Source organism: Myxococcaceae bacterium JPH2, assembly GCA_016458225.1.
Lineage (GTDB): Bacteria > Myxococcota > Myxococcia > Myxococcales > Myxococcaceae > Citreicoccus.
The window spans coordinates 40,750-67,131 of sequence record JAEMGR010000034.1 but is presented as its reverse complement, the minus strand read 5'-3'; the positions used below and the strand labels follow the sequence as shown (position 1 = coordinate 67,131).

At 69.8% G+C, this 26,382-nt stretch carries 29 protein-coding genes; 19 read left to right on the top strand and 10 right to left on the bottom strand.

What is annotated here, in order from left to right:
- Nucleotides 1-10: 10 nt before the first annotated feature.
- The 3 genes from JGU66_31690 to JGU66_31680 all read right to left on the bottom strand — a co-directional run bounded on the left by JGU66_31690 (nucleotide 11) and on the right by JGU66_31680 (nucleotide 2,357).
- Nucleotides 11-229, bottom strand: coding sequence for a DUF2934 domain-containing protein (locus JGU66_31690; protein MBJ6765345.1), 219 nt, complete (start codon nucleotides 227-229; stop codon nucleotides 11-13).
- 140 nt (nucleotides 230-369) lie between these two features.
- Complete coding sequence (gene mutY / locus JGU66_31685) at nucleotides 370-1,551, bottom strand: A/G-specific adenine glycosylase (protein MBJ6765344.1); 1,182 nt, start codon at nucleotides 1,549-1,551, stop codon at nucleotides 370-372.
- The gene (locus tag JGU66_31680; protein ID MBJ6765343.1) at nucleotides 1,548-2,357 is read right to left on the bottom strand and encodes an SDR family oxidoreductase; all 810 of its coding nucleotides are present in this window, start codon (nucleotides 2,355-2,357) and stop codon (nucleotides 1,548-1,550) included. The genes mutY and JGU66_31680 overlap by 4 nt, the downstream gene beginning before the upstream one ends.
- Before the next feature lie 121 nt (nucleotides 2,358-2,478).
- On the opposite strand from JGU66_31680, the gene JGU66_31675 reads away from it, so the two are divergent.
- Nucleotides 2,479-3,444: a PD-(D/E)XK nuclease family protein gene (locus JGU66_31675; GenBank protein MBJ6765342.1), complete on the top strand. Its 966-nt coding sequence runs from the start codon at nucleotides 2,479-2,481 to the stop codon at nucleotides 3,442-3,444.
- A gap of 11 nt (nucleotides 3,445-3,455) precedes the next feature.
- Here JGU66_31675 and JGU66_31670 read toward each other — a convergent pair whose 3' ends face one another.
- Together JGU66_31670 and JGU66_31665 are read right to left on the bottom strand one after the other, a co-directional pair.
- Nucleotides 3,456-4,346, bottom strand: coding sequence for a tRNA threonylcarbamoyladenosine dehydratase (locus JGU66_31670; GenBank protein MBJ6765341.1), 891 nt, complete (start codon nucleotides 4,344-4,346; stop codon nucleotides 3,456-3,458).
- Between the two features lie 28 nt (nucleotides 4,347-4,374).
- Complete coding sequence (locus tag JGU66_31665; protein MBJ6765340.1) at nucleotides 4,375-5,172, bottom strand: TatD family hydrolase; 798 nt, start codon at nucleotides 5,170-5,172, stop codon at nucleotides 4,375-4,377.
- 120 nt (nucleotides 5,173-5,292) lie between these two features.
- Here JGU66_31665 and JGU66_31660 point away from each other — a divergent pair, with 120 nt between their 5' ends.
- The gene (locus JGU66_31660) at nucleotides 5,293-6,774 is read left to right on the top strand and encodes a PD40 domain-containing protein (GenBank protein MBJ6765339.1); all 1,482 of its coding nucleotides are present in this window, start codon (nucleotides 5,293-5,295) and stop codon (nucleotides 6,772-6,774) included.
- 112 nt (nucleotides 6,775-6,886) lie between these two features.
- Here JGU66_31660 and JGU66_31655 read toward each other — a convergent pair whose 3' ends face one another.
- On the bottom strand, nucleotides 6,887-7,129 hold the full coding sequence (locus JGU66_31655) for a hypothetical protein (protein ID MBJ6765338.1): 243 nt from the start codon (nucleotides 7,127-7,129) through the stop codon (nucleotides 6,887-6,889).
- Between the two features lie 335 nt (nucleotides 7,130-7,464).
- On the opposite strand from JGU66_31655, the gene JGU66_31650 reads away from it, so the two are divergent.
- Together JGU66_31650 and JGU66_31645 are read left to right on the top strand one after the other, a co-directional pair.
- A complete protein-coding gene (locus JGU66_31650) occupies nucleotides 7,465-8,529 on the top strand; it encodes a zinc ribbon domain-containing protein (protein MBJ6765337.1) in 1,065 nt (354 codons plus the stop codon).
- 15 nt (nucleotides 8,530-8,544) lie between these two features.
- Nucleotides 8,545-9,507, top strand: a complete 963-nt coding sequence (locus JGU66_31645; GenBank protein ID MBJ6765336.1) for a hypothetical protein — start codon at nucleotides 8,545-8,547, stop codon at nucleotides 9,505-9,507.
- A 4-nt stretch (nucleotides 9,508-9,511) separates the two neighbouring features.
- Here the strand turns inward: JGU66_31645 and maf are convergent, their stop codons facing one another.
- Nucleotides 9,512-10,093 (bottom strand): septum formation protein Maf, encoded by a 582-nt coding sequence (maf, locus tag JGU66_31640; GenBank protein MBJ6765335.1) that lies wholly within the window; start codon nucleotides 10,091-10,093, stop codon nucleotides 9,512-9,514.
- A 108-nt stretch (nucleotides 10,094-10,201) separates the two neighbouring features.
- On the opposite strand from maf, the gene JGU66_31635 reads away from it, so the two are divergent.
- Both JGU66_31635 and JGU66_31630 read left to right on the top strand, forming a co-directional pair.
- On the top strand, nucleotides 10,202-11,437 hold the full coding sequence (locus JGU66_31635; GenBank protein ID MBJ6765334.1) for a metallopeptidase family protein: 1,236 nt from the start codon (nucleotides 10,202-10,204) through the stop codon (nucleotides 11,435-11,437).
- Nucleotides 11,438-11,445: 8 nt separating this feature from the next.
- Nucleotides 11,446-12,624 carry a class I SAM-dependent rRNA methyltransferase gene (locus tag JGU66_31630; GenBank protein MBJ6765333.1) on the top strand — a complete coding sequence of 393 codons (1,179 nt, stop codon included), beginning with the start codon at nucleotides 11,446-11,448 and terminating at the stop codon, nucleotides 12,622-12,624.
- 19 nt (nucleotides 12,625-12,643) lie between these two features.
- Here JGU66_31630 and JGU66_31625 read toward each other — a convergent pair whose 3' ends face one another.
- Together JGU66_31625 and JGU66_31620 are read right to left on the bottom strand one after the other, a co-directional pair.
- Nucleotides 12,644-13,168, bottom strand: a complete 525-nt coding sequence (locus tag JGU66_31625; protein ID MBJ6765332.1) for a caib/baif family protein — start codon at nucleotides 13,166-13,168, stop codon at nucleotides 12,644-12,646.
- On the bottom strand, nucleotides 13,165-13,632 hold the full coding sequence (locus JGU66_31620; protein MBJ6765331.1) for a hypothetical protein: 468 nt from the start codon (nucleotides 13,630-13,632) through the stop codon (nucleotides 13,165-13,167). The genes JGU66_31625 and JGU66_31620 overlap by 4 nt, the downstream gene beginning before the upstream one ends.
- A gap of 127 nt (nucleotides 13,633-13,759) precedes the next feature.
- Between JGU66_31620 and JGU66_31615 the strand changes: the two genes are divergently transcribed.
- The 4 genes from JGU66_31615 to JGU66_31600 all read left to right on the top strand — a co-directional run bounded on the left by JGU66_31615 (nucleotide 13,760) and on the right by JGU66_31600 (nucleotide 18,453).
- A complete protein-coding gene (locus tag JGU66_31615) occupies nucleotides 13,760-15,829 on the top strand; it encodes a UvrD-helicase domain-containing protein (GenBank protein ID MBJ6765330.1) in 2,070 nt (689 codons plus the stop codon).
- Nucleotides 15,830-16,035: 206 nt separating this feature from the next.
- Nucleotides 16,036-16,482: a 50S ribosomal protein L13 gene (gene rplM, locus JGU66_31610; GenBank protein MBJ6765329.1), complete on the top strand. Its 447-nt coding sequence runs from the start codon at nucleotides 16,036-16,038 to the stop codon at nucleotides 16,480-16,482.
- A gap of 14 nt (nucleotides 16,483-16,496) precedes the next feature.
- Nucleotides 16,497-16,898, top strand: coding sequence for a 30S ribosomal protein S9 (gene rpsI / locus JGU66_31605; protein MBJ6765328.1), 402 nt, complete (start codon nucleotides 16,497-16,499; stop codon nucleotides 16,896-16,898).
- Between the two features lie 133 nt (nucleotides 16,899-17,031).
- On the top strand, nucleotides 17,032-18,453 hold the full coding sequence (locus JGU66_31600) for a type IV pilus twitching motility protein PilT (protein ID MBJ6765327.1): 1,422 nt from the start codon (nucleotides 17,032-17,034) through the stop codon (nucleotides 18,451-18,453).
- 5 nt (nucleotides 18,454-18,458) lie between these two features.
- Here the strand turns inward: JGU66_31600 and JGU66_31595 are convergent, their stop codons facing one another.
- On the bottom strand, nucleotides 18,459-19,196 hold the full coding sequence (locus tag JGU66_31595; GenBank protein ID MBJ6765326.1) for a hypothetical protein: 738 nt from the start codon (nucleotides 19,194-19,196) through the stop codon (nucleotides 18,459-18,461).
- 35 nt (nucleotides 19,197-19,231) lie between these two features.
- Between JGU66_31595 and JGU66_31590 the strand changes: the two genes are divergently transcribed.
- From JGU66_31590 to rdgB, 9 genes are all read left to right on the top strand, one after another.
- A complete protein-coding gene (locus tag JGU66_31590; GenBank protein ID MBJ6765325.1) occupies nucleotides 19,232-19,738 on the top strand; it encodes a regulatory protein RecX in 507 nt (168 codons plus the stop codon).
- A gap of 15 nt (nucleotides 19,739-19,753) precedes the next feature.
- The gene (gene bamD / locus JGU66_31585) at nucleotides 19,754-20,530 is read left to right on the top strand and encodes an outer membrane protein assembly factor BamD (protein MBJ6765324.1); all 777 of its coding nucleotides are present in this window, start codon (nucleotides 19,754-19,756) and stop codon (nucleotides 20,528-20,530) included.
- Nucleotides 20,527-21,252, top strand: a complete 726-nt coding sequence (locus JGU66_31580; GenBank protein MBJ6765323.1) for a hypothetical protein — start codon at nucleotides 20,527-20,529, stop codon at nucleotides 21,250-21,252. Before bamD ends, JGU66_31580 begins: the two co-directional genes overlap by 4 nt.
- A 38-nt stretch (nucleotides 21,253-21,290) precedes the next feature.
- A complete protein-coding gene (locus JGU66_31575) occupies nucleotides 21,291-22,013 on the top strand; it encodes a tetratricopeptide repeat protein (protein MBJ6765322.1) in 723 nt (240 codons plus the stop codon).
- A gap of 37 nt (nucleotides 22,014-22,050) precedes the next feature.
- Entirely contained in the window at nucleotides 22,051-22,998 is a 948-nt protein-coding gene (locus JGU66_31570) for a DUF4388 domain-containing protein (GenBank protein MBJ6765321.1), read from the top strand.
- 11 nt (nucleotides 22,999-23,009) lie between these two features.
- Nucleotides 23,010-24,068, top strand: coding sequence for a selenide, water dikinase SelD (selD, locus tag JGU66_31565; protein ID MBJ6765320.1), 1,059 nt, complete (start codon nucleotides 23,010-23,012; stop codon nucleotides 24,066-24,068).
- Between the two features lie 86 nt (nucleotides 24,069-24,154).
- Nucleotides 24,155-24,964 (top strand): N-acetylmuramoyl-L-alanine amidase, encoded by an 810-nt coding sequence (locus JGU66_31560; protein ID MBJ6765319.1) that lies wholly within the window; start codon nucleotides 24,155-24,157, stop codon nucleotides 24,962-24,964.
- 48 nt (nucleotides 24,965-25,012) lie between these two features.
- Nucleotides 25,013-25,726, top strand: a complete 714-nt coding sequence (gene rph / locus JGU66_31555) for a ribonuclease PH (protein MBJ6765318.1) — start codon at nucleotides 25,013-25,015, stop codon at nucleotides 25,724-25,726.
- Nucleotides 25,723-26,313 carry an RdgB/HAM1 family non-canonical purine NTP pyrophosphatase gene (gene rdgB, locus JGU66_31550; GenBank protein ID MBJ6765317.1) on the top strand — a complete coding sequence of 197 codons (591 nt, stop codon included), beginning with the start codon at nucleotides 25,723-25,725 and terminating at the stop codon, nucleotides 26,311-26,313. The genes rph and rdgB overlap by 4 nt, the downstream gene beginning before the upstream one ends.
- The last annotated feature ends 69 nt before the right edge of the window (nucleotides 26,314-26,382 follow it).

The window sequence follows — 26,382 nt, the reverse complement described above, 5'->3', positions numbered from 1 at the left end:
GTCACGCGGGTCAGTGCCGGCCGAGGCGCAGCTCGCGCTCGGCCTGGAACCAGTCCTGTTCCGGGCTACCGGGCGCGCTGCCGCGAGCGAGGAAGATTTCGTAGGCGCGGCGGGCGATGCGCTCGTGAGAGGGCTGCTCGCGCGAGCCCGTCGCCGTGTTCTCCTGGGGCCGCTCCTGTGGCGTCGGGGGCGGGGGGCTGGTCGGCTTCTGCGCGCTGTGGCGTGCCATGGTCGCTCTCCTGCGGTGAGGGCGCGGGGAGCTTTCGCCGAGTGCGTGCCCTGACAAAGCGCCCCCATGCCGCGGGGGTTGTCGGCGCGACACGAGCCGTCGTTTCGTGTCGAGCGGTGGACACCCGCGAGCAGGCGGACTCAGGTGCTCGCGCGCGTGCGGCGCTTCCGTGTCGGTGCGGGGGCAGTGGGCATGGCCACCGCGAGCACGTCTTGCGCAATCACCGACTCCAGGGCGCGCTGCATGGCGGTGCTCATGCCGAGCGCCTCTGAGTCCTGCGGCGTGCACCAACGCAGCTCCTGGAAGGACTTCGCCTGGCGTGGCAGCGCGGGGGCATCCACGCGCAACAGGCGCAGCGTGAGTGAGCGGTGGGTGAGCTGTCGTCGCACGTTCCCCAGTGCGCCCACGAGCTTCAGACCCTGCGTGCCCAGCGCGGCCGAGAGCTGCTCGACGGCCGCGGCGTCGGACGTGTCCTCTCCCACCTCGGCAGTGGGCAGCTCCCACAGTCCGCCGAAGAGCCCTTCCTCCGCGCGGCGAGCGAAGAGGAGCTTCCCCTCGTGCGGCCAGACCGCCAGCGCCAGCTCCAGCTTCTTGGGCGCGGCGCGCACCTTGGCGGGGGGCAGCTCGTCCACGCGGCCCTTGGCGTGCGCGAGGCACCCCGCGCGCACCGGGCACAGGAGGCACAGCGGAGACTCCGGGCGACACACCGTGGCCCCGTGCTCCATCAGCGCCTGATTGAAGTCCCCGGGCCGCTCGCCCTTCACCAGCGCTCCGGCCAAGGCCCAGAGCGTGGCCTCGCGCGCGCGGTCTCCGGGCAGTCCCTCCACCTCGAAGATGCGCGACAGCACGCGGGCCACGTTGCCATCCACCAGCGGAGCCTCTTCGCCGAAGGCAATGGAGGCCACCGCGCCGGCGGTGTAGCGCCCGAAGCCTGGCAGCGTGAGCAGCTCGGCGGCGGTGGCGGGGAGTCGCCCTTGGAAGCGCGACACGACCTCCTGCGCGGCGCGGTGCAGGTTTCGCGCGCGCGAGTAGTACCCGAGCCCCTTCCATCCCGAGAGCACGTCATCGAGCGGCGCCGAGGCCAGCGCGCCCACCGTGGGGAATCGCGCGAGGAAGCGCTCCCAGTAGGGAATCACCGTGGAGACCTGCGTCTGCTGGAGCATCACCTCGCTCAGCCAGATGGCGTACGGGTCTCGCGTGCGGCGCCAGGGCAGGTCTCGCTTGCCGTGGTCGTACCAGTTCAGGAGCGGGCCGCGCAGCGCGGCGTGTCGCTCGGGGCTGACGGTGGGGAGAACGGGAGCGATGCGCGGGCGCGGACTCATGACGACTTCTTCCGAGGGTTGGCGGTGCGGCGAGCGACGAGGTCGAACAATCCGGGCGCGAGGCGATTCGCGAGCACCATCGCGCGGCCGGGGAGGGTGAGCACCGTGTCGCGGCGTCCACGCCGCGCGGCGCGCAGCATGGCTTGGGCCACGGCCTCGGCGGACATGGCTCGAAGGGGAATGGCGTCCTGGGCCCAGCCCTCGGCGTTCCGTCGGTGCTCGCGGAACTCGCTCTCGGTGAGGCCGGGAGAGACGAGCAGCACACGGATTCCCTCGGAGGACAGCTCCGTGCGCAGGGACTCGGTCATGGCGTTCACCGCGGCCTTGGACGCGCAGTAGCCACCCAGCAGCGGCAAACCTCGATGTCCCAGCACCGAGCTGACGTTCATCACCTGCGCGCCCTTCCTCCGGCGCAGCAGCGGGAGCGCGGCGCGCGTCACTCGCCACAGGGCGAAGACGTTCACCTCGAACACCTCGCGGAGCTGCGCCTCGGAGATGTCCTCCAGCGGCCCATAGAGTCCGATGCCCGCGTTGTTGACGAGCAGATCCAACCCACCGAACGCCGCGTCCGTCTCGCGAAGCAGTCGCTCCACGTCCTCGCTTCTCGTGACGTCGCAGCGCACGGGCAGGGCGCGAACACCGAGCGCCTCCACTTCACGGGCCGCGTCGTGGAGCGCGGACTCTCGGCGCGCGGCGAGCACCACGTTCGCGCCGGCCGCCGCGAAGGCCAGCGCCGCCGCGCGCCCGATGCCGCTGGAGGCGCCCGTGACGAGGACGGTCCGCTCCCTGAAGGGTGGGATTTTCATCGGCGCGCACCATACCCGTGTGGTTCCCTACGCTCGGCGTCTTTCCTCGGGCTCCGAGGAGGCGGCATCCGCTCGTTCCGCTTCTGGTGGGGCGAGCGACCGCCTAGGATGCGCCGCTTCCATGCGGCGTCCCCCTCTCAGCAACGACTTCTCCTGGTCCAAGAGCCGCCACGAGAAGTTCTCCGAGTGCCTCCGGGCCTACTACCTCTACTACTACCGCTCCTGGGGTGGGTGGGAGGCGGACGCCGCGAAGGACGTGCGGGAGCTGTACGTCTTGAAGAAGCTGGCCAACCGCTACACGTGGGCGGGCAGCGTGGTGCACGAGACCCTCAAGGACGTGCTCTTGGACTGGCGGGCCGGGCGCGCGGTGGATCCGGCGGCGGTGGAGTCTCGGGCGCGCAAGCTGATGCAGGACGACTTCCGCCACTCGCGCGGCAAGGCGTACTGGACGCAGAAGTACCGCAAGCAGTTCACCGGCCTCGTGGAGCACGAGTACGCCGAGGCCGTGACGGACGAGACGTGGAAGCAGAACTTCGAGACGGTGCGCTCGGCGCTGTCCTGGTTCTTCACGTCGCGGTGGCCGCGCGTGTCGCAGGCACTCAAGCCCGCGCAGTGGCTGGAGGTGGACGCGGGCTATGACTTCGCGCACTTCTCGCTGGATGGCCTGAAGGTCTTCGCCATCCCGGACTTCGCCTACGTGGACGACGACGGCGCGCCCGTGGTGGTGGACTGGAAGACGGGCAAGTTTCGTGAGGGCTACGAGGAGCAGGTGCTGGGCTACGCGCTCTACGTGGCGCAGCGCTACCGCTTCCCCGTGGAGAAGGTGCGCGCGTCGCTCGTGTACTTGAACGAGGGCGTGGAGAAGGACGTGACGGTCGACCCGGCCGCGCTGGATTCCTTCCGCGAGCACTTCACCTCCAGCGTGGCGAGCATGCGCGCGCTGCTGAAGGACCCCGCGACGAACACCCCGAAGGAAGCGGAGGCGTTCACGCCCACCGACGACTTGAACGCCTGCGCTCGCTGCGTGTTCCGCCGCCCGTGTGGTCGCGAGGCGGCGGTGGCGCGCGCCCGGGCCGAGGTGGCCTGAGCGCGAGCGGCCTACCGCGCCGACGCCAGCCGGCGCACCACCACACCCGCGGCGTTCATGCCGAACGCGGACGTGACGAAGGCCACGCTGCCGTCAATCTGGGTGCGGTGGTCGCACGTGTGGAACTCGTTGTCCTGCGGGCACACGCACAGGAAGCCATCCGTGGCGTCGTCGTACTGGAGGGCCACGGGCTGGCGGCGCGCCTCGATGGAGTACACGGCGGTGATGCCGGTGTGTCGCTCCGTCTCTACGCCGTACTTGCGCTTGAGCAGCTTGCGGATGTCCTTGGCGAACGGATCCATGTGCGTCTCGGACAGGTCCTCCACGCGGATGGCCGTGGGGTCCAGGCGGCCCGCGGCGCCCATGGAGCTGACCACCGGGATGCCCAGCGTGACGCAGCGGTGCAGCAGGTGCAGCTTCGCCTTCACGTTGTCGATGGCGTCCACCACGAAGTCGTAGCGGCCGGGTGGCAGCAGCGTCTCGGCCAGCTCGTCGCGGTAGAACTCGCGCAGGGCCTCCACCTTCGCCTCGGGATTGATTTCGCGGCAGCGCTGCGCCATCAGCTCGGCCTTGGACTTGCCCACCGCCTTCACCGTCGCGTGGAGCTGGCGGTTGGTGTTGGTGACGCAGACGTCGTCGTGGTCCACGAGCGTCAGCCGGCCCACGCCGCTGCGCACCAGCCCTTCGGCGGTGAAGCTGCCCACGCCGCCCAATCCAAAGACGACCACGTGCGCGTTGGCCAGCCGCTCCATGGCGCCGTCACCGAGCAACCGCGCCGTGCGGTCGAAGCGGCGTGAGAGCTTGAAGGGCTTCGCCAGTGAAGGTTCCACCGAGGCCGGGGCTGGAGCAGAGGGGTGCGACGGGGCGTCGGACAGGGGGAGCGGAGCGGGCTGCGAATTCATGGCGGTCCTCTATAACGCGACCGCTCGCCTACCGCGAAGCCGGGGGGAAAGCTTCCCGGAACAGGCGGCGCGCGTTCTCGGTCGTTCGCTGGGCGAGCACGTCGGCGGGCACTCCCAGGGCCTGGGCCATGCCCTCGATGATGCGAGGCAGGTAGGCGGGCTCCGAGCGCTCACCCCGATGCGGCGTGGGCGCCTGGTCCGGCGCGTCCGTCTCCGCCATCAGTCGCTCAGGGGGGATGACGCGCAGGGCGTCCAGCGGCTTGCGCGCCTCGGCCCAGGTGACGGGGCCCGCGAAGGAGAAGTGACAGCCCTTCTGGATGTAGAAGCGCGCCAGCTCCGCGCCGCCGCTGTAGCTGTGCATCAGGATGCCTGCCTCGGGCAGCGGCTCGTTCTTGAAGAGGTCGATGAGCGCGGGGTGCAGTCGGTGGCAGTGCATCAGCACCGGCAGGTGGTGCTTTCGCGCCAGCGCGAGGTGGCCTCGGAGCACCGCCAACTGTCGCTCCAGCGGTGCGCCCGACAGCGAAGGCCCATCGAGCCCGCACTCGCCCACCGCCACCGCGCCCCCTTGTCCGAGCAGCGCGTCGAGCCGCTCCAGGTGCGCGCCGTCCTCCTCCGCGGGGAGGTCCGGGAGGAACTGGGGATGGATGCCCAGGCCCACCTGGATGCGCGCGTCGCGCCGGGGCAACTCGAGCAGCGGCTCCCACGTGCTCGGGCCCACCGCGGGGATGATGAGTCCCTGCAGCCCCGCGGCCCACGCCCGATGCACGACGTCGGCTCGGTCCAGGTCGAAGCGGGCGGCATCCAGGTGGCAGTGGGTGTCGATCATTGAGCACCGTTTCAGAGGGGCCCGTTCAATCAGGAACAGGTGGCGAAGGCGGGTCGTCCAAACCCGATACGTCGCATGGATGGAACGCTATACGCGCGCCCTTGGATTGCGGAGGGCCTTATGACCAGACGAGTCGTGGTCGGCGCGTTGTGCGGTGCGCTGTGGGTGGTGGCTGTGGGGTGTGACAGCAAGGAGTGTCGTGACGAGTTCGACTGTCGGGACAAGGGGGCCGCGCCCACGGGACAGACGTGGGCGTGCAACCTGGACAACCACAAGTGCGAACTGCGCAACCTCCCCGCACCTGCCCAGTATGACGCAGGTACGAACCCTGGCGATGCGGGAGAGACCGACGCGGGCGAGGACTCGGGGACTCCGGATGCGGGCGCCCCGGACTCGGGGACTCCGGATGCGGGGCCGGTTTCGGACGGCGGAATGACGGTGGGCAAGGGCGGCGCGTGTGGCGCATCCGATGACTGCAAGCCCGGGCTGCGCTGCGAAGGCACGCCCTCCACCTGTCAGGCGCTCTACCTGGCCGTCACGGTGTCGAGCGGTGGCGGTGGCCAGACGCACGCGGTCGCCGTGCGCAGCGATGACGCCCAGGCGACCGTGGTGGAGCTGAGCGAGTCCTCCTCCGAGCCCAGCCGCTACCCGCGCTGGAGCAAGAGCGGCGCGTCGGTCGCGTTCGCCCAGGGCAGCGAGGGCGTCAGTAGCGTGAAGCTCATGACGCGCACCGTGTCTCCCGCGCTCGGCGCCTCCAAGGAAGTGACGGATGGCACCACCGCGGGCACGTCGGACTTCGTCTACATGGAGTGGGAGCCGTCTCGGTACATCGGCTGGTCGCAGAAGTCGGGCAACACCATCTCGGGCATCAAGCTGCTGCCGCCGGATGGTGGCGCGCCCGTGAGCGCGAGCCCCAACGGCGTGTTGCTGAGCTGGGCGCCCAACGGCGTGGACTACGCGTACAGCACGGGCGCGGATGGGATTGTCGCGTCGTCCATCGGCGGCGCCGCGGCGCCCGTCAGCGGCGGCACCGGTGGCACCGAGCCGTACTACAACCGCACCAACACGGAGCTGCTCTTCCTCAAGGCGAAGGCGACCTCGCCGGCGCTCTTCAACGAGGAGCTGTACTCGCTGCCCGCCACCGGAGGCACCGCGACGCTCATCGCCGCCATGGGCAGTGACGCCGTCACGGGGGGCTCGGTGGATTCGTTCATCGCGTACCCCACGTGGTCGCCGGATGGCACCTGGGCCGCGTACGTGCGCGCCTACTTCGCCAACCCCACGGGTGGCTCGCCGCTCTTGTGCGGCAACGCGGGCGCCACGCTGTGCGGGACGCGCGAGGCCAACATCATCTTCGTGCGCCGCCTCGACGCATCGGGCGCGCCCGTGGGCGATGAGAAGGCCCTGGTTCCCGGCGGCACGCTGCCGGCGTTCTCACCGGATGGCCGGTTCCTCGCGTACGTCGCGGGCGGGAAGCTCTACGTCCAGCAGCTCAATCCCGCGGACGCCAGTCCCGTGGGCGCGGCTGTCGTCCACGCCCAGCCCACCGGAATCCAAACGGCCAAGGGCGACGACCACCGGCCGCGCTGGCAGCCCCGCTAGGTGGGGGCGCGGGGCTTCACGGGCCCCAGACATGGCGAAGCCCGCGCTCCCTTGGGGGAACGCGGGCTTTCGTCTCGCCGAGCGGACCGTGTGACACGGATGTCGGACGGCCTCAGCTCTCCAGCACGATGCGCCGGCCCAGGGCCCGCGTCATCTGCGGCGAGGTGACGAGTTCCAGCACCTCGCCGAGTTCACCCTCGGACGTTTCAAAGGCCGCCGCGATGACTTCTCCCAGCGTCAGCGGGCCTCGCTCCGTCTTCGCCCGGGCCCGGCGCGTGCCTCGCCGGAGCGCGGGCATCACCCGCCGCCCCTGCCTGCGCACCTTCCGGCCCTTGTCCGTCGCTTGCTTCGCCATGGTTCCTCCCACCACGCCGTGCCACGCGGGTGAGTACACCTGGGGTCTGACATATGCAGGCGAGGTGCCAGAAATGACGGTTCCGTGACTTCTGGAGAGCCGAGGGTTCCCGGCCGAGAGTGAGGGAATTGTCGAGCGCGGTCCGTGCCGGCTTCTCCGGAGCTGTCGTGGGCTTCCTCGTTCCGTGACGCTCTTTCGTTCATTGCGTGAACCCACTTCCACGCTTCGTTCAACTCGCGCGTCCAAGCCAGGGGCTTTGCTGACCCTGGGTGGGCGGGTCTTGTGTCACCTCGACTGCGGTCGCGCGGCCACGCTGCGGTATACGCGTGGGTGACATGGCCAAGACCCTCTGCCCCAACTGTGGTCACAGTCCCATCCCTCGTGGCGCCGAAGCGTGTCCGGAGTGTGGGGAGCCGTTCGGACACCTCGCTGCCTACAAGAAGGTGGGCCGCGCGCGGCTGGAGGACTTGAGGGCCGACGAGGATTCGGACCAGACGGTGTTCGGCGGGGACCTCGTGACGAGCGCGGTGTCCGCGCATCCGTGGCCCGCGGCGACGATGCTCGGCCTGCTGGCGTGTGCGTGGTTCCTGCGCGCGGGCGGGGTGCTGGGCGCGCTGGGCGACCCTGCGTGGACGTTCGGGCTCGTGGGTCTGGACGTGGTGCTGGCCGCGGTGCTGGTGGTGAACCGCGGGCCCGCGAGGCTGCTCACGCAGCTGGGGCTGACGGCGCAGCTCTTGGCCACGGCGTGGTTGGCGCGCGAGGAGCCGCTGGCGCACGTGCACATGGCCTACGTGCTCCTCGGGCTGGTGCCGCTGGGGATGATCGCCGGCGAGCCTGGGCCCATCCGTCGGCACATGGGGCTGGGCGTGGGCGGCGGACTCACGCTGGTGGCCATCGTGCTGCTGCGCGCACAGGGCGAGGCCGCGCTGCGACGCGAGGCTCCGCGCCGCATCGTGGGGACCGAGCTGGGCTATTCGCTGGAGCTGCCGCTCGGCTGGAACATGCTCGCGTGGGAGCGACTGGGCGGAGGACTGCAGATTCCCCAGGCCGCGCTCGACGCGGGCGGCGTGGCCTTTGGTGATCAGTCGATGAGCCGCTACGGCGTGCTGTGGGTGCAGCGCACGCCGGGCAACCCGCTGGCGCCCGCGTGCCAGGGCCTGCTCAAGGCGCTGGGCGGACAGGGTGAGCCGCGCGCCGCCTCCCGGAGTGCGCCGGGCGCGCTGGGCGGCAAGTCCGTGGTGTATGCGCTGCGGACGGCCTCCGGAGCGCGGGGCGCGCTGGGCTGCGGACTGTTGGCGGATGGACGGTTGGTGGGGCTCGCGGTGGTGGCGACGTCGGAGGAGGAAGGGAAGGGCGAGTCGGCCTTCGCGGTGGTGGGCGAGGGGCTCGCGTTGCAGTAAACGGCGCCCACGCTCATGAACGTCCAGGTCCTGTTCCACGACAACTGCTTCGACGGTGCCGCCAGCGCCGCGGTCTTCACCCGCTTCTACCGGGAGCGCGTCCGCGCGGACGCGTCCTTCACGTATCAGGGGCTGAACCACAAGCCGGGCGCCGAGGGCATCGACCCGGCCGTCTTCACCGGCGACGAGAACGCCATCGTCGACTTCCGCTACAGCCAGGACGCGCGGCTCACGTGGTGGTTCGATCACCACGCCTCCGCCTTCCAGCAGCCGGGAGACGAGGCGCACTTCCGCGCGGATGCGAGCGGCCACAAGTTCCACGACGCGCACCGCAAGAGCTGCACGAAGTACCTGGCGGACGTGGCGCGCGAGCGCTTCGGCTGGGACGCCTCTGCGCTGTCGGACCTCATCCACTGGGCGGAGCTCATCGACGGCGCGCAGTTCCCCTCGCCGCGCATGGCGGTGGCGCTGGAGGAGCCCGCGCTGCGCATCATGACGGTGCTCGAGTCCAACAAGGACCCGGCCCTCATCCCCGAGGTCATCCGCCGCATGCAGTCCGAGTCGCTCGCGGAGCTGGCCGCCGCGCCGCTCATCGCCGCGCCGCTCGCGCCGCTGCTGGAGCGCCACCGCAAGCAGATGGAGCTGGTGCGCGCGAAGGCCCGCTACGAGCGCGGCGTCGTCTTCTTCGACCTGGTGGACGAGGGCGTGGACAGCCTCAACAAGTTCATCGCGTACGACCTCTTCCCAGACGCGCGCTACACGCTGTGGGTGGGGCGGGGCGCGTCACGGGCCAAGGTGTCGCTGGGCTCGAACCCGTGGAAGCCCGAGCTGCGTCAGCACGACCTCTCGGCCATCGCGGGGCGCTACGGCGGTGGAGGCCACCCGGTCGTGTCCGCGGTCAGCTTCAAGGCGGACCAGCAGGACAAGGCCCGGGCGGCCTACCAGGAGATCCTCGCCGAGCTGTCGTCGGTGGGCTGAGCCGTCAGCGGCGCTCGAAGAAGGTGAAGCCCACCTGCCGCAGCAGCCGCACCACGGACATCATGGGCAGGCCCTGCACGTTGGTGCGGTCACCTTCCAGGCTCGCGAGCAGCGCCTGCCCCGCGCCCTCGACCCGGTAGCTGCCGGCGCAGCCCTCCCACTCGCCGGTGTCGAGGTAGCGCTCCAGCTCCTCGGGCGCCACGGCGAAGAACGTGAGGCGGGCCACCTCCACCGCCTCGGTGTGGTGGCCACCTGGGCCCACCAGACACACGCCGGTGTAGAGCGCGTGCGTGCGGCCATTGAGCGCGAGCAACTGTCGGCGCGCTGCCTCGCGATTCTCGGGCTTGGACAGCACCTGTCCGTCCACGACGACGAATTGATCCGAACCGAGCACCCAGGCGCTCGGGTGCCGGGCTTGCACCGCGCGGGCCTTGCGAGCAGCGAGCTGGCGCACGGCTTCCTCGGGGGACCAGTGGGCGGCGACCACCTCGTCCACGCCGGGAGGCTCGGCGCGGTAGGGCACGCCCAGGCCGTCCAGGAGGGCCTTTCGAGAGGGGGACGTCGATGCCAGGAGAAGCTCACGCATAGCGGCCCCAGGGTAGACCACCCGGGGCGGTCGAGGGGCACGGTGTGCAGGCGGCCATGGATGTCCGTGCTTCCGGCGGGCAGGGGGATTGCCGTACCCTGCCGGCCCATGTCGCGGCGCGGGCTGCTCGCCCTCTTCCTTCTCTTCGCCTCCTGCAAGCGCACCGAGCCGGCCGTCACCGCCGCGCCCGACGCCGGCACGGGTGAGGTGCGGCCCATCGCGAAGGGGGTGCGAGACGCGGGCAGCGCGGCGCAGGCGGTGGTCTCCGCGCCGGACGCGTCGGTGGCGGAGGTGCATCCGCTGGCCGTCTGCGATGCGCGCGGTGGCTCGCCCTTGAACGCGGCGCGGAACTACTACGACGGGGGCCAGTACGAGGAGGCCCTGTCCTGCGCGGCGCAGGCCGCCGCGTTGGATCCGGACCTCGCCGCGGCCCACGCCGAGCGCGGCGTCGCGCTGGCAGCCCTGGGACGCGAGTCCGAGGCCCAGCTCGCCTTCGCCCGCGCCCTGGCCATCGACCCAGGAGACGCGGAAGGGCTGCTGGGGGCCGCGCGCCTGTACGCGGTGCAACTGGAGTCCACCCGCGAGCGAGACGAGCTGGGCGTCCTCTACGCGGAGCGGGGCCTGTCGCAGCCCTCCACGCCGCCGGAGTTGATCCCCGAGCTGGCGCTGGTGGCCGCCATGGCCTTCAACGACCTGGGGCAGGCGGACGAAGCGCTCGCGCGCGCGGCCATCGTGCTGGCCCGCGAGCCGGGGAACCATGAAGCGCAGTACGAGCGCGCCCTGGCCCTCTTCGAGCTGTGCCGCTTCGCCGAGGCACGCAAGGCCTTCGGCGCGCTGCTCGACGACCCGGAGCGGGCCGCGCACGTGCACCAGCACCTGGGCCTGCTGCTGGAGCGCGAGGGCAAGTGGAAGCTCGCGCAGGGACACTTCGACAAGGCCCGCGAGCTGTCCCCCGAGGACTTCCCCACACCGCCGCTGCCCTCGCAGGAAGACTTCCGCGCGGCGGTGATGCAGGCCGTGGCGGACCTGTCGGGCGACATGCGCCGCGACCTGAAGGGCGTGCCGGTGGACACCGAGGAGCTGCCCTCGGACGCGGACCTGCTGGCGAACCAGCCGCCCCTGTCCCCCACGATTCTCGGCCTCTTCCGAGGCCCCTCTCTCAGCGAACCCTGCGACGGCAAGGAGACCCCGTGCCGCTCGGTGGTGCTGTACCGCCGCAACCTGGCGCGCGCGGTGCGCACCCCGGACGAGCTGCGCGAGCAGATTCGCGTGACTTTGTTGCACGAGGTGGGGCATCTGCGCGGCGAGGACGACGAGGAACTGGCCGCGCGCGGCCTGGAGTGAACACACACATGCCATCCCTTCCCACCGCCCGAGTCAGTCTCAAGGGCGCCAAGTCCCTGCGCCGTGGCAACCCGTGGCTCTACCGCACGGAGCTGACCGAGCCGCCCGCGGTGGACTCAGCCGGCGCGGTGGTGGCCGTGGTGGATCCGCAGGGCAATCCCATTGGGCAGGCCCTCTACGCGCGGCGCTCACCGCTGGCGCTGCGCCTGCTCACCCGGAAGAGCCCCACGGAGGAGCCGGTCGATGACGCCTTCTTCCGGCGCCGGCTGGAGGCCGCGCTCGCGCGTCGTGCGGTGATGTCGGGGCGGGACGGCCTCCGACTGGTGCATGGCGAGGCGGACCTCCTGCCCGGCCTCTTCGTGGACCGGTACGGCGGAGGCCTCACGCTCCAGACGCTCTCCGAGGGGATGGACGCCCGCAAGGAGAAGCTGGCGCGGATGCTGGTGGAGCTGACGGGCGTGAGCCACGTGGTGTGCCGCGACGACGCCTCGGGCCGGGACTTCGAGAGCCTGCCTCGCGAGGTGCGACTGCTGCACGGCGAGGGCGACGCGCGCTTCACGTACCACGAGGGGCCGCACCGCTTCTCGGTGGACCTCTTGGGCGACATGAAGACGGGCGCCTTCTTGGACCAGGTGGACAACCATCTGCGCGCCGGCGAGCTGGCGCGGGGCGAGGGCCTGGACTGCTTCAGCTACCACGGCGGCTTCGCGCTCGCGCTGTCGCGGCACTGCAGCTCGGTCATCGCGGTGGAGCAGGACGCCAAGGCCGCCGCGCGCGCGCAGGCCAACGCCGAGGCCAACGGTCGCGCCAACGTGAAGGTGGAGAACGCGAACGCGTTCGACGTGCTGCGCCGCTTCGACCAGGAGGGCCGCCGCTTCGACACCATCGTGTTGGATCCGCCCGGCCTGGCCAAGCGACGCGAGGGGCTGGCCACCGCGCTGCGCGCCTACCATGAGCTGAACCTGCGCGCGCTGCGCTGCCTGCGGCCGGACGGGCTGCTCGTCACGTGCTCGTGCTCGGGCAAGCTGGACCGCGCGGGCTTCGAGGAGATGGTGTTGTCGGCCGCGTCGGACGCGAAGCGGCCCGTGCAGATTCTGGAGCGCCGGGGCGCGGGGTTGGATCACCCCGTGCTCGCGGGGCTGCCGGACACCGAGTACCTCAAGGCCCTCTACGTGCGCGCCCTGTAGTCGCGGCGCGCGGCGGGCCTCACGGCATCCCCATCTCCTTGCGCAGCCGGGCCACGACCTTGAAGTACTCAGTGCGGGGGAAGGGGACGTTGAGGATGTGGAAGTCCTTCTTGGACAGGCCCACGCAGCCGAAGCAGTAGTTGCTGTCCTGCATGTTGCGGCACAGCACCAGGTAGGCGCTGTGCGTGCAGTTCTCGCTCTGCTGGCAGTAGGCGCTCGCGTGGCAGCTCTTGCAGTCCACGCAGTGCGAGCAGTTGTTGCACAGCTCGCAGCGCGTGCAGTGCGTGCATTGGTGGCAGCTGTCGCAGTCCTTGCAGAACATGCAGTTGGCGCAGCGCTGACACCCCTCGCAGGCGTAGGAGCCTGGGTTGCCGGGGTCCTGCGCGTACTGCTTGGACAGCTTCTGGAACTGGTCCAGGAACTCGCGCTTGTTCAGCGCCGCCACGCCCTCGCGCGTCGCCGCCTCCTCGGCCAGCAGGTCCGGGGTCGCCATGGGCCGAGTGCCTCTGTCCTTCACCGCCACGGATGCTCCTTGCGCTCTCATTGCAGCCGGGCGAGCCCGGCCAGATCGATTCCGCGTGCCACCCGCCGCACCTCCACGGTGCTCGGGAACCCCCGACTGGTGACGGCCACCACGTAGCGGTCGCCCACCACCAGGTTCGCCTCCGCCAACGCCTCGTCCGCGTCATAGCGCACGAAGCCCACCGCCTCCTCCCAATGAATGGGGGCAGTGGGGTCGCTGGCCGGGCGGTCCTTGGCCTTCTCCGCGGCGTCGCGGATGGCCTGGGCAATCTTCTCGCCCATCGTGGTGTCCACGATGCGCACCTTCACTTCGCGCCCCTCACCTCGCGTGTAGGTCCGCTCGGCCTCGGACACGGACACGTCGCCGTACTTGCCGGTGGAGCCGGACATCCGGCCCACGGTGAAGCCCTCCAGCGACTCGGGGAGGAACGGGGTCAACTGCTTGAAATAAACGCAGGGCGCGGTGCTCACCGCGGAGGGGGGCAGCTCGGCGGGCGCCGTGCGGGGGGAGTCCAGGCAGCTCGCGTTCGCGACGAGCACCAAAAAGGCGATGGCCGGGCCCAAGAAGTTGTCGCGCACGGCCGAATCAAAGGGTATCCCCGGCCCGCGCGCAATGGACCTCTCGAAGCTCAACCCTCCGCAGCGCGAGGCGGTGGTGACCACCGACGGCCCGCTCTTGGTTCTGGCGGGCGCCGGCAGCGGGAAGACCCGCGTCATCACCCATCGCATCGTCCACCTCCTCAACGAGCGGCCGGGCAACCTGCTGGCTCGCAACATCCTCGCGGTCACCTTCACCAACAAGGCCGCCACGGAGATGAAGGAGCGGCTGGTGCACATGGCCGGCCAGCGCGCCCAGGGCGTGCTCGTGTGCACCTTCCACGCGTTCGGCGCGGAGATGCTCCGCGAGGACATCCACCGGCTGGGCTGGCCCCGCAAGTTCGCCATCGCGGACATGGGAGACCAGCTCGCCATCATCCGCCGCGCCATGCGCGAGCACCGCATCGATGATCGCGCCTTCGACGCGCGCAAGGTGCTGGGCCTCATCTCCAAGGCGAAGAACTCGGGCGTGGCGCCTCAGCCCAAACCCGAGGGGTTGGGCGATGACTACGACCTCATCACCCACCTGGTCTTCGCGGACTACCAGCTGGCGCTCAAGGCTCAGGGCTCGGTGGACTTCGATGACCTCCTGGTGTTGCCCACGCGCCTCTTGCGCGAGCACCCGGACCTGCATCGCAAGTACACGCAGCGCTTCCGCTACCTGCTGGTGGACGAGTTCCAGGACACCAACCACGCCCAGTTGGAGCTGCTCAAGGAACTGGCGGGTGAGTCGCGCAACGTGTGCGCGGTGGGTGACGACGACCAGTGCATCTACTCGTGGCGCGGCGCCGAGGTGCGCAACATCCTCGACTTTGATCGCCTCCACTTCAACGGCGCGAAGGAGGTGCGCCTGGAGCAGAACTATCGCTCGTCGGCGATGATTCTCGACGCGGCCAACGCGGTCATCTCGAAGAACCCCGAGCGCAAGGACAAGCGCATGTGGACCGACCGCCGGGGCGGGGCGAAGGTGAAGCTGGTGGCGTGTCCGAACGACGAGGAGGAGGCCCGCTTCGTCGCGTACGAAATCCAGAAGCACATGTCGCTGGGCTACCGGGCGGAGGACATCGCGGTGCTCTACCGGACCAACGGCCAGTCACGTCCGGTGGAGGAGATGCTCCGCGAGAAGAACATCTCCTACGAAGTCGTGGGCGGCAGCGAGTTCTTCGACCGGCGCGAGGTGAAGGACGTCATCGCGTACTTCAAGGTCATCGCCAACAAGATGGATGAGATCTCCCTCATGCGCATCGTCAACGTGCCGGCGCGCGGCATTGGCGACGTGACGATGGAGCGGCTGCACGGGCACGCGCAGAAGGAGGCCGTGACGCTGTGGTCGGTGATGCGGCGGGCCACGCAGTACGAAGACCTGCCTCCTGGCGCGGGCGACAAGGTCATCGAGTTCGTGCGCCTCATCGAGCGCTACCGCGAGTCCTTCGAGCACGGCAACCTCGCGCAGATGACGCGCAAGCTGCTGGAGGAGACGGGCTTCCGCGACGCCACGCGCGCGCACGCGACCTCCGCCACCGCCGCGGACAAGAAGCTCAAGAGCGTGGATCAGGTGCTCACCTCGCTGGAGAACTTCGAGAAGCGCGAGGGCCCCAAGGCCAGCCTCCTCACGTACCTGAACCGCCTGAGCCTGGACACGCGCCAGGAGGACGACGACGAGGACGTGCCCGGCGGCAACCGCCGCGTCACCCTCATGACGGTCCATGCCTCCAAGGGGCTGGAGTACCGGCTCGTCTTCTTCATCGGGCTGGAGGAGGACCTCATGCCCCACGGCGGCATGCAGGGCGAGGCGCAGAACCTCGAGGAGGAGCGCCGCCTCTGCTACGTGGGCATCACCCGCGCCAAGGAGCTGCTCTACCTCACCCGCGCCACCACCCGCGTGAAGCGCGGCAAGGAGGTGCCTCGCACGCCCTCGCGTTTCCTGGAGGACCTGCCCCCCGAGGCCGTGGAGACCATGGACATGGACGCACCGCGGCAAGGCCCCCCGGACGAGAAGGAAAAGAACTTCTTCGCCAACCTCAAGGAGCGCTTCAAGGCGCGCCCGCTGCCGCCCGGCTCGGGCACGCCGGGCACCGGGTCCTAGTCACCCCGGAAAGGGGAGCGGAGGGCCGAGCGGGCGCCCGTTTCCGCGACCTCCCGGGTTTCAAGGCAGGGAGGCTCGAAATTCGGGGCGGGGAGGTCGGCTCGACCTTGACTTGATCCCGGCCGCCCGCTAGGAGGTTCGGCCTTTCCGGGCTTCTACCGAGAGATTGGGTGGATGACCCGCGGTTGGTTTGTGGAGTGCAAGAAATGTCGCAGAAGACCTACAGCGCTAGGGCGGCGGACATCAAGCGCCAGTGGCACGTGATTGACGTGTCCGACAAGGTGCTTGGCCGCGCGGCCAGCCAGATCGCCACGCTGCTCAAGGGCAAACACAAGCCCATGTACACCCCGTCCATGGACACGGGTGATCACGTCATCGTCATCAACGCCGACAAGGTGAAGGTGACGGGTACGAAGGAGACGGACAAGCACTACTACCGGCACCCGCGCGCGGGTTTCCCCGGCGCCCTCAAGATCACGACGCTGGAGAAGCTCCGTCAGCGTCACCCCGAGGACATCATCCTGAACGCGGTTCGCCGCATGCTCCCGCGCAACGCGCTGGGGCGCCAGATGATGACGAAGCTGAAGGTCTATGCCGGTGACACCCACCCGCACGCTGCCCAGAAGCCGGTCGCGCGCGAGGTTGAGGCGTAAGGGAGCCCACGTCCATGCCTGTCAATCCTGAGCTCGGTTTCTATGCTACCGGCCGCCGCAAGGAGGCCACGGCCCGCGTGTGGCTCCGCCCCGGTAACGGCGTCGTCACCATCAACGGCCGCGACATCAACGACTACTTCGGTCGCGAGACCTCCAAGATGGTGCTCAACCAGCCCATCGAGGTCCTCGAGCAGAAGGGCAAGCTCGACGTCACGGTGAACGTGCGCGGCGGCGGTCTCTCCGGTCAGGCCGGAGCCATCCGTCACGGCATCGCGCGCGCGCTGTGCGCCTTCAACCCGGAGTTCCGTCCGGCGCTGAAGAAGGCCGGCTTCCTCACCCGCGATGCTCGCGCGGTCGAGCGTAAGAAGTACGGCCAGCCGGGCGCTCGTCGCCGGTTCCAGTTCTCCAAGCGCTAAGCCGCTTCGGTCCTCTTCGGAGGCCGTACCTCGGCGGAGATTCCCACTCGGGAATCTCCGCCGTTGTGCTTTTGGGGGTGCGTCGCGCCCCGTCGCGAGGGCGGAGGGCGTTCTGCTACCATCCGGCCCGCTCATGGAACTCAACGAAATCCTCCAGATCGCCCTGCGCGGCGGCGCCTCCGACATCCACCTGAAGGCGGGCCTGCCGCCCATGTTCCGCGTGGATGGCTCGCTGGTGCCGCTCAAGGACGGGCGCCGTCTGCCGCCGGAAGAAGTCGCCCGGATGGCGTTCGGCATCATGAACGAGTTCCAGAAGGAGAAGTTCAAGGTCAGCAATGACCTGGACCTTGCCTATGGCGTGCCGGGGCTGGGGCGCTTCCGCGTCAACGTCTTCCAGCAGCGTGGCACGGTGGGCGTGGTGCTCCGAGTCATCCCGTTCAAGGTGATGACCATCAAGGACCTGCTGCTGCCCTCGGTGCTGGAGAAGATCTGCGGCGAGGAGCGCGGGCTGGTGCTGGTGACGGGCACCACGGGCTCGGGCAAGTCCACCACGCTGGCGGCGATGATCGATCACATCAACGCCAACGAAACCAGCCACATCATGACCATCGAGGACCCCATCGAGTTCCTCATCCGGGACAAGCGCTCGCTGGTGAATCAGCGCGAGGTCGGGGTGGACACGATGAGCTTCTCGCAGGCGCTGAAGAGCGCGCTGCGCCAGGACCCGGATGTCATCCTCGTGGGCGAAATGCGAGACCACGAGACCATCGAGACGGCGCTCCACGCGGCGGAGACGGGTCACCTCGTGATGTCCACCCTGCACACGCTGGACGCCACGGAGACCATCAACCGCATCGTCTCCGCCTTCCCGCCGCACCAGCAGAAGCAGGTGCGCCTGCAGCTCTCCAGCGTGCTCCGAGGCGTGGTGAGTCAGCGCCTCGTGCCGCGCGCGGACGGCAAGGGCCGCGTGGCGTCCGTGGAGGTGCTGCGTGTCACCGCGCGCGTGCGCGAGATGATCGAGGACAAGGACCGCACGAAGGAGATCCACGACGCCATCGCGCAGGGCACGGACACGTACGGGATGCAGACGTTCGATCAGTCCCTGATGGGCCTGGTGCGCCAGGGCCTCGTCACCTACGAGGAGGCCCACCGCCAGGCGAGCAACCCGGACGACTTCGCGCTGCGCTTCTCCGGCATCAGCGGCACGTCCGACTCCAAGTGGGACAACTTCGACTCGAAGCCCGGCGAGGCGCGGCCCATCCCCGGCTCCGCGGCCTTCGCGCAGAAGGGCGCGCCCACCGCGGGGGCGCCCGTGCCGACCCCTGTCCCCACGGCGCCCGCCGCGCAGGCCCCGCGCCCTGGAGCGCCGCCGGTGGCCCGTCCGCCCGCGGCAGCGCCAGGAGCCCCGGTGGCCCGTCCTCCGAGCGCGGCGGCCTCGGGTGCCCCGGTGGCGCGTCCTCCGGCTCCCGTGCCCGCCGCGCGTCCTCCCACGCCGGCGCCGGCTCCCGCGCCCGCCGCGGGAGGCGACGACGACTTCCAGATCGAACGCTTCTGACCTCGCTACGCGTCGTCATCCCCCAACTGCGCGCGCAGCCGGGTGAGCCGCAGGGGGCCGACGACGCCCTCCTTCGACAGGGCCTGGAGGAGCTGCACGGTGGCGCGCACGCGCGCGTCCTGCTCCTCCTCGGGCTTGTCGACAATCTCGGCCTCGAGCAGCGCTTCCAGGTGCTCGGGGTTGATGGGGGCGGGGCCCTCGGACCACGCGATGTCGAACAGCGCGCGCGCCATGTGCTCGCGCGCCTTGCGGTCCACCTCGTTCGCGGTGCCCTTCACGAAGGCGAGGAAGAGCGCGTCGACAGACTCCTTGGTGAGCGCCGCCAGCGCGGGCACCTCACCCAGGGCCTCCTGGACGAAGTCGCGGTCGAACGAGTCCACCTCCTGCTCGTAGCCGAAGGCCTCCTCCAGGAGGATGGAGGCGATGAAGGCATCGGCCTCCTCTTCGCTGGCGCCTTCCTCGGCCAGGGCCTCGCGGGCCTTGCGAGTGGGCTCGGCCAGCACGGCGTCATCCAGCAGCGCGCGCGCCGAGGCGTGGGCCGCCAGCATCACCACCGCGGCCTGCGCGTCCGAGGCCAGCACGCGTCCCCCCACGCCCAGCAGGGTCGTGCGCTGCTTGGGGTGCGCGGCGGCCGCGGCGACGAAGGCCTGCTCCTCGGGCGAGAGAGGCTCTCCGGCCTTCTCCTTGCGGAGCGTCTCCTTGGCGACATCTGCGGTGAGGTAGTGGGCGAGGACAGGGTGCATGGCCGGGCCTGTTACCACATGGTAGGGAACGGATGATGGTTCCGGAGCTGGAGGGTCCCGAGGCTGTCAACCGCGCCACCGATGCGTGCCTGCGCCTGCTGTCGGTGCGCGCGCGCAGCCGGCACGAGTTGCTGCTGGCGCTGGAGCGCAAGGGCTACGCGGCGCCCGTGCGGGACGCGGTGCTCGAGCGCCTCCTCGCGCTGGGCTACGTGGACGACGAGCGCTTCGCCCAGGAGCGCGCCAGGGCCCTGCTGGAGCGGGGCAAGTTCGGGCCCCGGGCCGTGCTCCAGCGACTGCAGGCCCATGGGCTGGCGCCGGAGGTCGCGCGCCGGGCGGTGGGGGCCGCCAGCGGCGAGGTGGAGTTCGACGCGGAGGCCACCGCGCGGCAGGTGCTGACGCGGCGAGGGCTGCTCGGCCGCACCCTGGACGCGAAGGAGGTGGCTCGGGCCGCACGCCTCCTGACCAGCCGGGGTTTTTCGCCAGACGTCATCCGCGCCGTGTTGGGTCATCCTTCGCTGGACCCCTCGGGGCTGGACGAATAGCGTGAGCAGGACCCCATGCGCTCTGTCGTCGCCTGTCTGACCACCCTGTTGCTGCTGACCTCCGGCTGTGCCGCTCTCACCCAGGGCCCCGCTGGCGAGCCGAACTACGCCACCCAGGCGGATGCGAACCTGGCCCTGGGCGAGAAGGCCATGGAGGACAAGGACCTCCTCAAGGCGGAAAAGTACTTCGAGTACGTCCGCACCAAGTTCCCCTACCTGGAGGCCGCCCGCGAGGCGGAGCTGCGGCTGGCGGACGTGGACTTCGCTCGCGAGATGTTCCCGGAAGCCCGCGACAAGTACGACGCCTTCATCAAGCTGCACCCCACGCACGCGAAGGTGGACTACGCGGCGTACCGCGCGGCGCTCACCTACGTGCAGGAGTACCCCTCCGAGTTCTTCGCGCTGCCCCCGTCGAAAGAGAAGGACCAGAAGGCCATCCACGACGCGCTCTCCGCGATGACGGACTTCCTGCGGCAGTACCCGGACTCGTCCTACGCGAAGGACGCGAAGGCGGCCGCGGACGATGCCCGCAAGCGGTTGGCCGAGCACGAGCTGTACGTGGCCGCCTTCTATGCGAAGCGGGAGCACTGGCCCGCCGTGGCGCAGCGTCTGGAGGGGCTGCTGAAGAACTACCCGGGCACGCAGTATGAGGAGCAGGCGCTCTTCGACCTCCACGACGCCTACTTGAAGATGAAGGACGCCACGCGCGCGCAGGAGACGCTGCGGCAGGTCGTCAAGCGCATGCCGGGCACGCCCGCCGCGGAGCGGGCCCAGCGTATGCTGGGGCCGTGAGGAGCACGCAGGACTGGAGCCGCCTGGGTGGGTTGTTCATCGCCGCGCTCGCGGGCGCCGTCGCGCTCGCGGTGCTGGGGCCCCGCCTGCTGGGGTTCGCGGGCGGCCCCGAGGTGGAGATCATCACCGCCCTCAAGCGCACGGAGAAGGACGGCCTGGAGCTGCCCATCCCCGGCGCGGGTGCGTCGCTGACCTCGCGCACGCACCACTTCTCCCGCATCACCGTGGCGGTGGCCCCTGGCGGCCAGCGCGCCGAGGCGTACGCGACCCTGGACTTCCAAGGGGCGCTGGGAGGCACCACCGTCAGCACGGCCGGCGTGGAGCGCGTGCCCTTCGTCCTGCGCAACGGGGACTGGGTGCCCGCGACCTCGCATGCTCCGCGACTGGCGGCGGTCGTCACCGCGCTGGAGACGCGGCGACGGGCGATGGAGAAGGGCAGCACGGAGGACCTCACGCGGCTCCTGGCCCCGGCCGGCGACGGTGGAACCCGAGGCGTCGTCGACGGCGGAGGGCGGGAGTGGGACGACCTGCTCGCGGTGCGCCACCGCCGCTACGGGGTGGAGTCCTGGTACGCGCGACTGGAGCGCGACGAGGCCGTCGTGACGGAGCACTACCGCCTGGAAGGAGATCTCCCCGATAGACCGGTGGACAGCCGGGGCGCGCGAGAGCTTTCGCTCGTTCGCGAGGGGGATGAATTCTTGTTTTCGCTCCGGCTCATGTAGGCTACCGCAGCGGAGGCAGGCCCCGGCTGGGCCGAGTCATGGAAGAAGCCCTCAAGCAGCTATTGACCCTCGGCCGCGGCTACTTCGAGAAGAAGCAGTACGCGCAGGCCGAGCCGTATCTCGCGAAGGTTGTCGAGCAGAATCCGACGTTCGCGGACGTCTACAACATGCTCGGCATCATCTACCACGACCAGGGGCAGTTCGCCCGGGCGCAGCGGGCGTTCGAGTCCGCGCTGAGGCTCAATCCGGCCTACACCGAGGCGGCGCTCAACCTGGCGGTCATCTACAACGACATGGGCAAGTACGCCGAGGCGAAGGAGGTCTATCAGGCCGCCCTCGCACGGCAGAAGGGCAGCCCGGATGACCTCGACCCCTACGTGATGAAGAAGGTCGCGAACATGTACGCCGACATCGGCGACGTGTTCGCCTCCGGCGGCTTCTGGTCGCGGGCCATCGACGAGTACCGTCGCGCGCTCGCGCTGTTCCCCGAGTTCGTCGACATCCGCCTGAAGCTCGGCAACGCCCTGCGGGACGCGGGCGACAACGACGCCGCGCTGTCCGAGTACGAGCAGGTCATCGCTCAGAATCCGGCGTACATCCCAGGTCGCATCAACTACGGGATTGCGCTCTACTCCGCGGGGCGCCGCGACGAGGCGGTGCAGGTCTGGCAGGACGTGCTGGTGCGGAGTCCTGGCAACAAGAGCGCGCAGATGTACCTCAACCTGGTGAAGGAGCCGGGGAAGGCCGAGCAGGTAGGTTGAGGACCATGGAAACCCTCTTCATCGAGGTCGTGGCACCGTGAGCACTCCGAGCGGTTCGGCGGCGAAGTCCTACGCCCTCAAGTTCATCTCCGGGAAGTACCAGGGCGGAGAGTTCCCTCTGAAGTTGGACAAGCAGATCGTCGTGGGGCGGTCCAGCGAGTTGGACATGGTCCTCGTGGAGGACATGGTCTCGCGCAAGCACGCGAAGATTCTCTTCTCCGACGGGAAGATCACCATCGAGGACCTGGGCTCCACCAACGGGACCTTCGTCAACGGTGAGAAGGTCAAGCAGGCGCGCCTGAAGGAAGGGGATCGCATCCTCATCGGCACGTCCATCCTCAAGCTCGTGCACCAGGGCGCCGAGGGCGCCAGCGTGGACGAGGGCATGGCCATGAAGAAGCTGGAGGAGGCCGCCGCCGCCCAGGCCGCGCGCACCACCAAGGCCAGCTCGATGACGGGGAAGATTGAAGAGATTCCCCTGCCGGACCTGCTCCAGCTCTTCCACACGTCCAAGAAGAACGGCGTGCTGGTGGTGACGAACCAGCAGGAAGGGAAGATCTACCTGCGCCAGGGCCGCGTCTACTACGCGGTCATCGACGAGAACCACAACCTGGGGCCGCAGAAGAGCTTCAACCGCATCGTCACCTGGGAGCAGGGCGACTTCGAGCTGCGCGCCGCGGACAGCCAGGAGTTCATGGTGGAGCTGGACTCGTCCACCGAGGCGCTCCTCATGGACGCCCTGCGCCAGCTCGACGAGTTCAAGCGCATCCAGTCGCAGCTGCCGGCCCTGGCCTCGCCGCTGCGGCTTCCGCAGCCCCTCACCGCGCCGCTGAAGGAGCTCACGCCCGAGCTGATGGACGTGCTCCAGCTGGTGCACAACCACGGCTCGCTGAGCGGGGTGTTGGACCACTCGGATGGCGATGACGTGGTGACGGCCGAGGCCGTGGTGCAGCTCATCAAGCGCGACTACGTGCGCGCGGAGTAGGGGACGGCATCATGGCGGACGCGAAGCCGGTGAGGCCCAAACGCCTCACCGAATTGAGTCACTGCGCGGGTTGAGCTGCGAAGCTGCGGCCCGCGGATCTGGCGCAGGTCCTGCGCCACCTGAAGACTGTGAAGACTCCTCAAGCGCTGGTGGGTTTCTCGACCCACGACGATGCGGCCGTCTATCGCCTCACGCCCGGCCTGGCCGTGGTGGAGACGGTCGACTTCTTCCCGCCCGTGGTGGACGACCCGTTTCAGTTTGGTGCGATCGCCGCGGCGAACGCGCTGTCGGACATCTACGCCATGGGCGCTAAGCCCGTGTTCGCGCTCAACCTCGTCGGGTTCCCGGACGGCGTGCCGATGAAGGTCCTGTCGCGCATCCTCGCGGGCGGTCAGTCCAAGGCGGACGAGGCGGGCATCCCCATCCTCGGCGGCCACAGCATCCGGGACCCCGAGCCGAAGTACGGCATGGCCGTCACGGGCGTGGTCCACCCCAAGAAGGTGCTGACCAACGCGGGCGCGAAGCCGGGGGACGTGCTGCTGCTGACGAAGCCGCTGGGCTCGGGCATCGCGACCACGGCCATCAAGCGCGGCGAGGCCTCGCGCGAGATGACCCGGCGCGTGGTGGCGCTGATGTCCACGCTGAACAAGGCGGCGGGCGAGGTGTTCGCGTCCGGACGCTTCAAGGTGAACGCGCTCACGGACGTGACGGGCTTCGGGCTGTTGGGGCACCTGCTGGAGATGATGACGGGCGCCAAGGCTCGCGCGGTGCTGGACCTGGAGCGCATCCCGCTCATCGCGGGCGTTCCCGCGCTGGCCGAGCAGGGCGTGGTGCCGGGAGGAACCAAGTCCAACCTGGCCCACGTGAAGAAGAAGGTGCGCTTCCCCGAGGGACTGCCCGAGCCCATCCAGTGGGTGCTCGCGGACGCGCAGACCAACGGCGGCCTGCTGGCCAGCGTGCCGGCGCGCCATGCCCTCAAGGCGCTGACGGCGCTGGAGAAGGCGGGCGTGGACGCGGCGCTCATCGGCGAGGTCCAGGCGGGACGTCCCGGGATTGACGTCATCGGCTGAGGCGCGGTCGCGCGTGTCGGCTGGAGGACCGGGAGCGGGTCGTAAGTTCGCTCGCTGCGCCGGGGTCCGCTAGCATTCAGGCGGGTATGTCGCCGCGCCGTACCGTCTCCCTCCTCGTGCTGTTGTGGCTGAGCCTCGTCCCGGACCTCGCGGGGGCGAAGGAGCGCGCCGCACGCATCGTCATCGACCCTGGACATGGCGGAGCCAAGGAGGGGGCCCACGGTCCGGGGACCTTCCTCGAGAAGGACATGGCGCTGCAGGTCGCGCTGAAGCTGCGCGACAAGCTGGAGGCGGCGGGGGCCGAGGTCTTCCTCACCCGTGACAGCGACGCGCTGCTCGCGCTGTCCGCGCGCGTGGAGTTCAGCAACCAGCATCAGCCGGACCTGTTCGTCTCCATCCACGCCAACTCCATGCCCACCAAGCGGCTGCGCGCGCGCACGGATGGCATCGAGACGTACTTCCTGTCCGCCAACGCATCCGGCGAGGCGGCTCGGGCGGTGGCGGATCGCGAGAACGCGGAGGCGCCCACGGCGAAGGCTTCGCGTGGGGGCTCGACGCTGGCGTTCATCCTGGATGACCTGGTGCGCACGGAGGCGCACTCGGATTCATCGCGGCTGGCCTATGCCATCCACCCACGGCTGGTGGCTCGCACCGGGGCAGGGGACCGGGGTGTGCAGCAGGCGCCGTTCTTCGTCCTCATGGGCGTGGAGGCGCCGGCGGTCCTCGTCGAGGTGGGCTTCATCTCCCATCCCGAGGAGGGCGCCCGCCTGAGTCGTGGGGACTACCAGGACAAGCTGGCCGCGGCCATCTCGGACGGGGTGTTGGCGTTCCTGCGAGAGACGCGGAAGCGCGACGCCAGCCATGCCGAACCCATGGCCGGCACACCGGCACCCTGATAAACGGCGAGCTTCGACTCTTGCCTCCCTTTTCGAGAGGAGCTTCCCGTGCGTTCCTTCAACCGCGGTGCGCTGGACCTTCGCCCTGTCATCCTGACCCCTGGCGTGAACCGTTATGCCGAGGGCTCCGTGCAGGTGGAGTTCGGCCACACGAAGGTGCTCGTCACCTGCTCGGTGGAGGACCGGGTTCCGCCCCACTTGATGGGCAAGGGCTCCGGCTGGGTGACGGCCGAGTACGGGATGCTCCCGCGCTCCACGCACACGCGCAGCAACCGCGAGGCGGCGAAGGGGAAGCAGGCCGGCCGCACCATGGAGATTCAGCGGCTCATCGGGCGCTCGCTGCGCGCGGCGGTGGACCTGACCACCCTGGGCGTGCGGACCCTCACCCTGGACTGTGACGTCATCCAGGCGGATGGCGGGACGCGGACGGCCTCCATCACGGGCGCCTACGTGGCGCTGTCCCTGGCGCTGCGCGCGCTGCACAAGCAGGGCTCGCTGTCGAAGCTGCCCAAGCTGACGCCGCTGGCCGCGGTGTCCGTGGGCGTGGTGAACGGCGAGGTTCGGGTGGACCTGGACTATGAGGAGGACTCGTCGGCGGAGGTGGACTTGAACCTCGTGGCCACCGAGGACGGCCGCATCGTCGAGGTGCAGGGCACGGCCGAGCACAAGCTCTTCGAGCGCAAGACGCTGGACGCGATGCTCGATGGGGGCATGGCGGCCATCAAGCAGCTCGCCGCCGCGCAGGCCAAGGTGCTGGGATGACGAAGGCGCGGCTGCTCTTCGCCACGACGAACGCGGGGAAGCTCGCCGAGCTGCGCAAGCTGGTGGGGGACGCGGTGGACGTGGTGTCCCTGGCGGACCTGCCGCCCATTCCGGAGCCGGTGGAGGACTCGGACACCTTCGAGGGCAACGCGCTGAAGAAGGCGCGAGCGTACTCGGAGGCGACGGGGATGCCCGCGCTCGCGGATGACTCGGGGCTCTGCGTGGATGCGCTGGACGGGCGGCCCGGGGTGTTGTCCGCGCGGTATGCGCCGGGCAGCGACAAGGACCGTTACGAGAAGCTGCTCGCGGAGCTGCAGGGCGTGCCGGATGCGAAGCGCACGGCGTCCTTCGTGTGCGTGCTGGCGTTGGTGACGCCCTCGGGCGAGGCGCGTATCGAGCACGGCCGGTGCGATGGGCACATTGGCCACGTCCCTCGGGGGACGCACGGCTTCGGGTACCAGCCGGTGTTCCTGGCGGAGGGGCTGGGGGGACGCTCGATGGCGGAGATGACCCCGGATGAAAAGACGGCGGTGTCGCACCGTGCTCGGGCCTTCGCGAAGATGCGGCCCGCGCTGCTGGCGCTGTGAGGAAGGTGACGGGCGTTCGTCATTGCACTCTTGCGCGTGCGTCCACGATGGGCCAAGAATGCCCGCACT

Bases quoted from the DNA above. Each gene is read 5' to 3' on its own strand.
- JGU66_31690 (MBJ6765345.1), bottom strand. From the start codon at position 229: ATGGCACGCCACAGCGCGCAGAAGCCGACCAGCCCCCCGCCCCCGACG.
- mutY (MBJ6765344.1), bottom strand. From the start codon at position 1,551: ATGAGTCCGCGCCCGCGCATCGCTCCCGTTCTCCCCACCGTCAGCCCC.
- JGU66_31680 (MBJ6765343.1), bottom strand. From the start codon at position 2,357: ATGAAAATCCCACCCTTCAGGGAGCGGACCGTCCTCGTCACGGGCGCC.
- JGU66_31675 (MBJ6765342.1), top strand. From the start codon at position 2,479: ATGCGGCGTCCCCCTCTCAGCAACGACTTCTCCTGGTCCAAGAGCCGC.
- JGU66_31670 (MBJ6765341.1), bottom strand. From the start codon at position 4,346: ATGAATTCGCAGCCCGCTCCGCTCCCCCTGTCCGACGCCCCGTCGCAC.
- JGU66_31665 (MBJ6765340.1), bottom strand. From the start codon at position 5,172: ATGATCGACACCCACTGCCACCTGGATGCCGCCCGCTTCGACCTGGAC.
- JGU66_31660 (MBJ6765339.1), top strand. From the start codon at position 5,293: ATGACCAGACGAGTCGTGGTCGGCGCGTTGTGCGGTGCGCTGTGGGTG.
- JGU66_31655 (MBJ6765338.1), bottom strand. From the start codon at position 7,129: ATGGCGAAGCAAGCGACGGACAAGGGCCGGAAGGTGCGCAGGCAGGGG.
- JGU66_31650 (MBJ6765337.1), top strand. From the start codon at position 7,465: ATGGCCAAGACCCTCTGCCCCAACTGTGGTCACAGTCCCATCCCTCGT.
- JGU66_31645 (MBJ6765336.1), top strand. From the start codon at position 8,545: ATGAACGTCCAGGTCCTGTTCCACGACAACTGCTTCGACGGTGCCGCC.
- maf (MBJ6765335.1), bottom strand. From the start codon at position 10,093: ATGCGTGAGCTTCTCCTGGCATCGACGTCCCCCTCTCGAAAGGCCCTC.
- JGU66_31635 (MBJ6765334.1), top strand. From the start codon at position 10,202: ATGTCGCGGCGCGGGCTGCTCGCCCTCTTCCTTCTCTTCGCCTCCTGC.
- JGU66_31630 (MBJ6765333.1), top strand. From the start codon at position 11,446: ATGCCATCCCTTCCCACCGCCCGAGTCAGTCTCAAGGGCGCCAAGTCC.
- JGU66_31625 (MBJ6765332.1), bottom strand. From the start codon at position 13,168: ATGAGAGCGCAAGGAGCATCCGTGGCGGTGAAGGACAGAGGCACTCGG.
- JGU66_31615 (MBJ6765330.1), top strand. From the start codon at position 13,760: ATGGACCTCTCGAAGCTCAACCCTCCGCAGCGCGAGGCGGTGGTGACC.
- rplM (MBJ6765329.1), top strand. From the start codon at position 16,036: ATGTCGCAGAAGACCTACAGCGCTAGGGCGGCGGACATCAAGCGCCAG.
- rpsI (MBJ6765328.1), top strand. From the start codon at position 16,497: ATGCCTGTCAATCCTGAGCTCGGTTTCTATGCTACCGGCCGCCGCAAG.
- JGU66_31600 (MBJ6765327.1), top strand. From the start codon at position 17,032: ATGGAACTCAACGAAATCCTCCAGATCGCCCTGCGCGGCGGCGCCTCC.
- JGU66_31595 (MBJ6765326.1), bottom strand. From the start codon at position 19,196: ATGCACCCTGTCCTCGCCCACTACCTCACCGCAGATGTCGCCAAGGAG.
- JGU66_31590 (MBJ6765325.1), top strand. From the start codon at position 19,232: ATGGTTCCGGAGCTGGAGGGTCCCGAGGCTGTCAACCGCGCCACCGAT.
- bamD (MBJ6765324.1), top strand. From the start codon at position 19,754: ATGCGCTCTGTCGTCGCCTGTCTGACCACCCTGTTGCTGCTGACCTCC.
- JGU66_31575 (MBJ6765322.1), top strand. From the start codon at position 21,291: ATGGAAGAAGCCCTCAAGCAGCTATTGACCCTCGGCCGCGGCTACTTC.
- JGU66_31560 (MBJ6765319.1), top strand. From the start codon at position 24,155: ATGTCGCCGCGCCGTACCGTCTCCCTCCTCGTGCTGTTGTGGCTGAGC.
- rdgB (MBJ6765317.1), top strand. From the start codon at position 25,723: ATGACGAAGGCGCGGCTGCTCTTCGCCACGACGAACGCGGGGAAGCTC.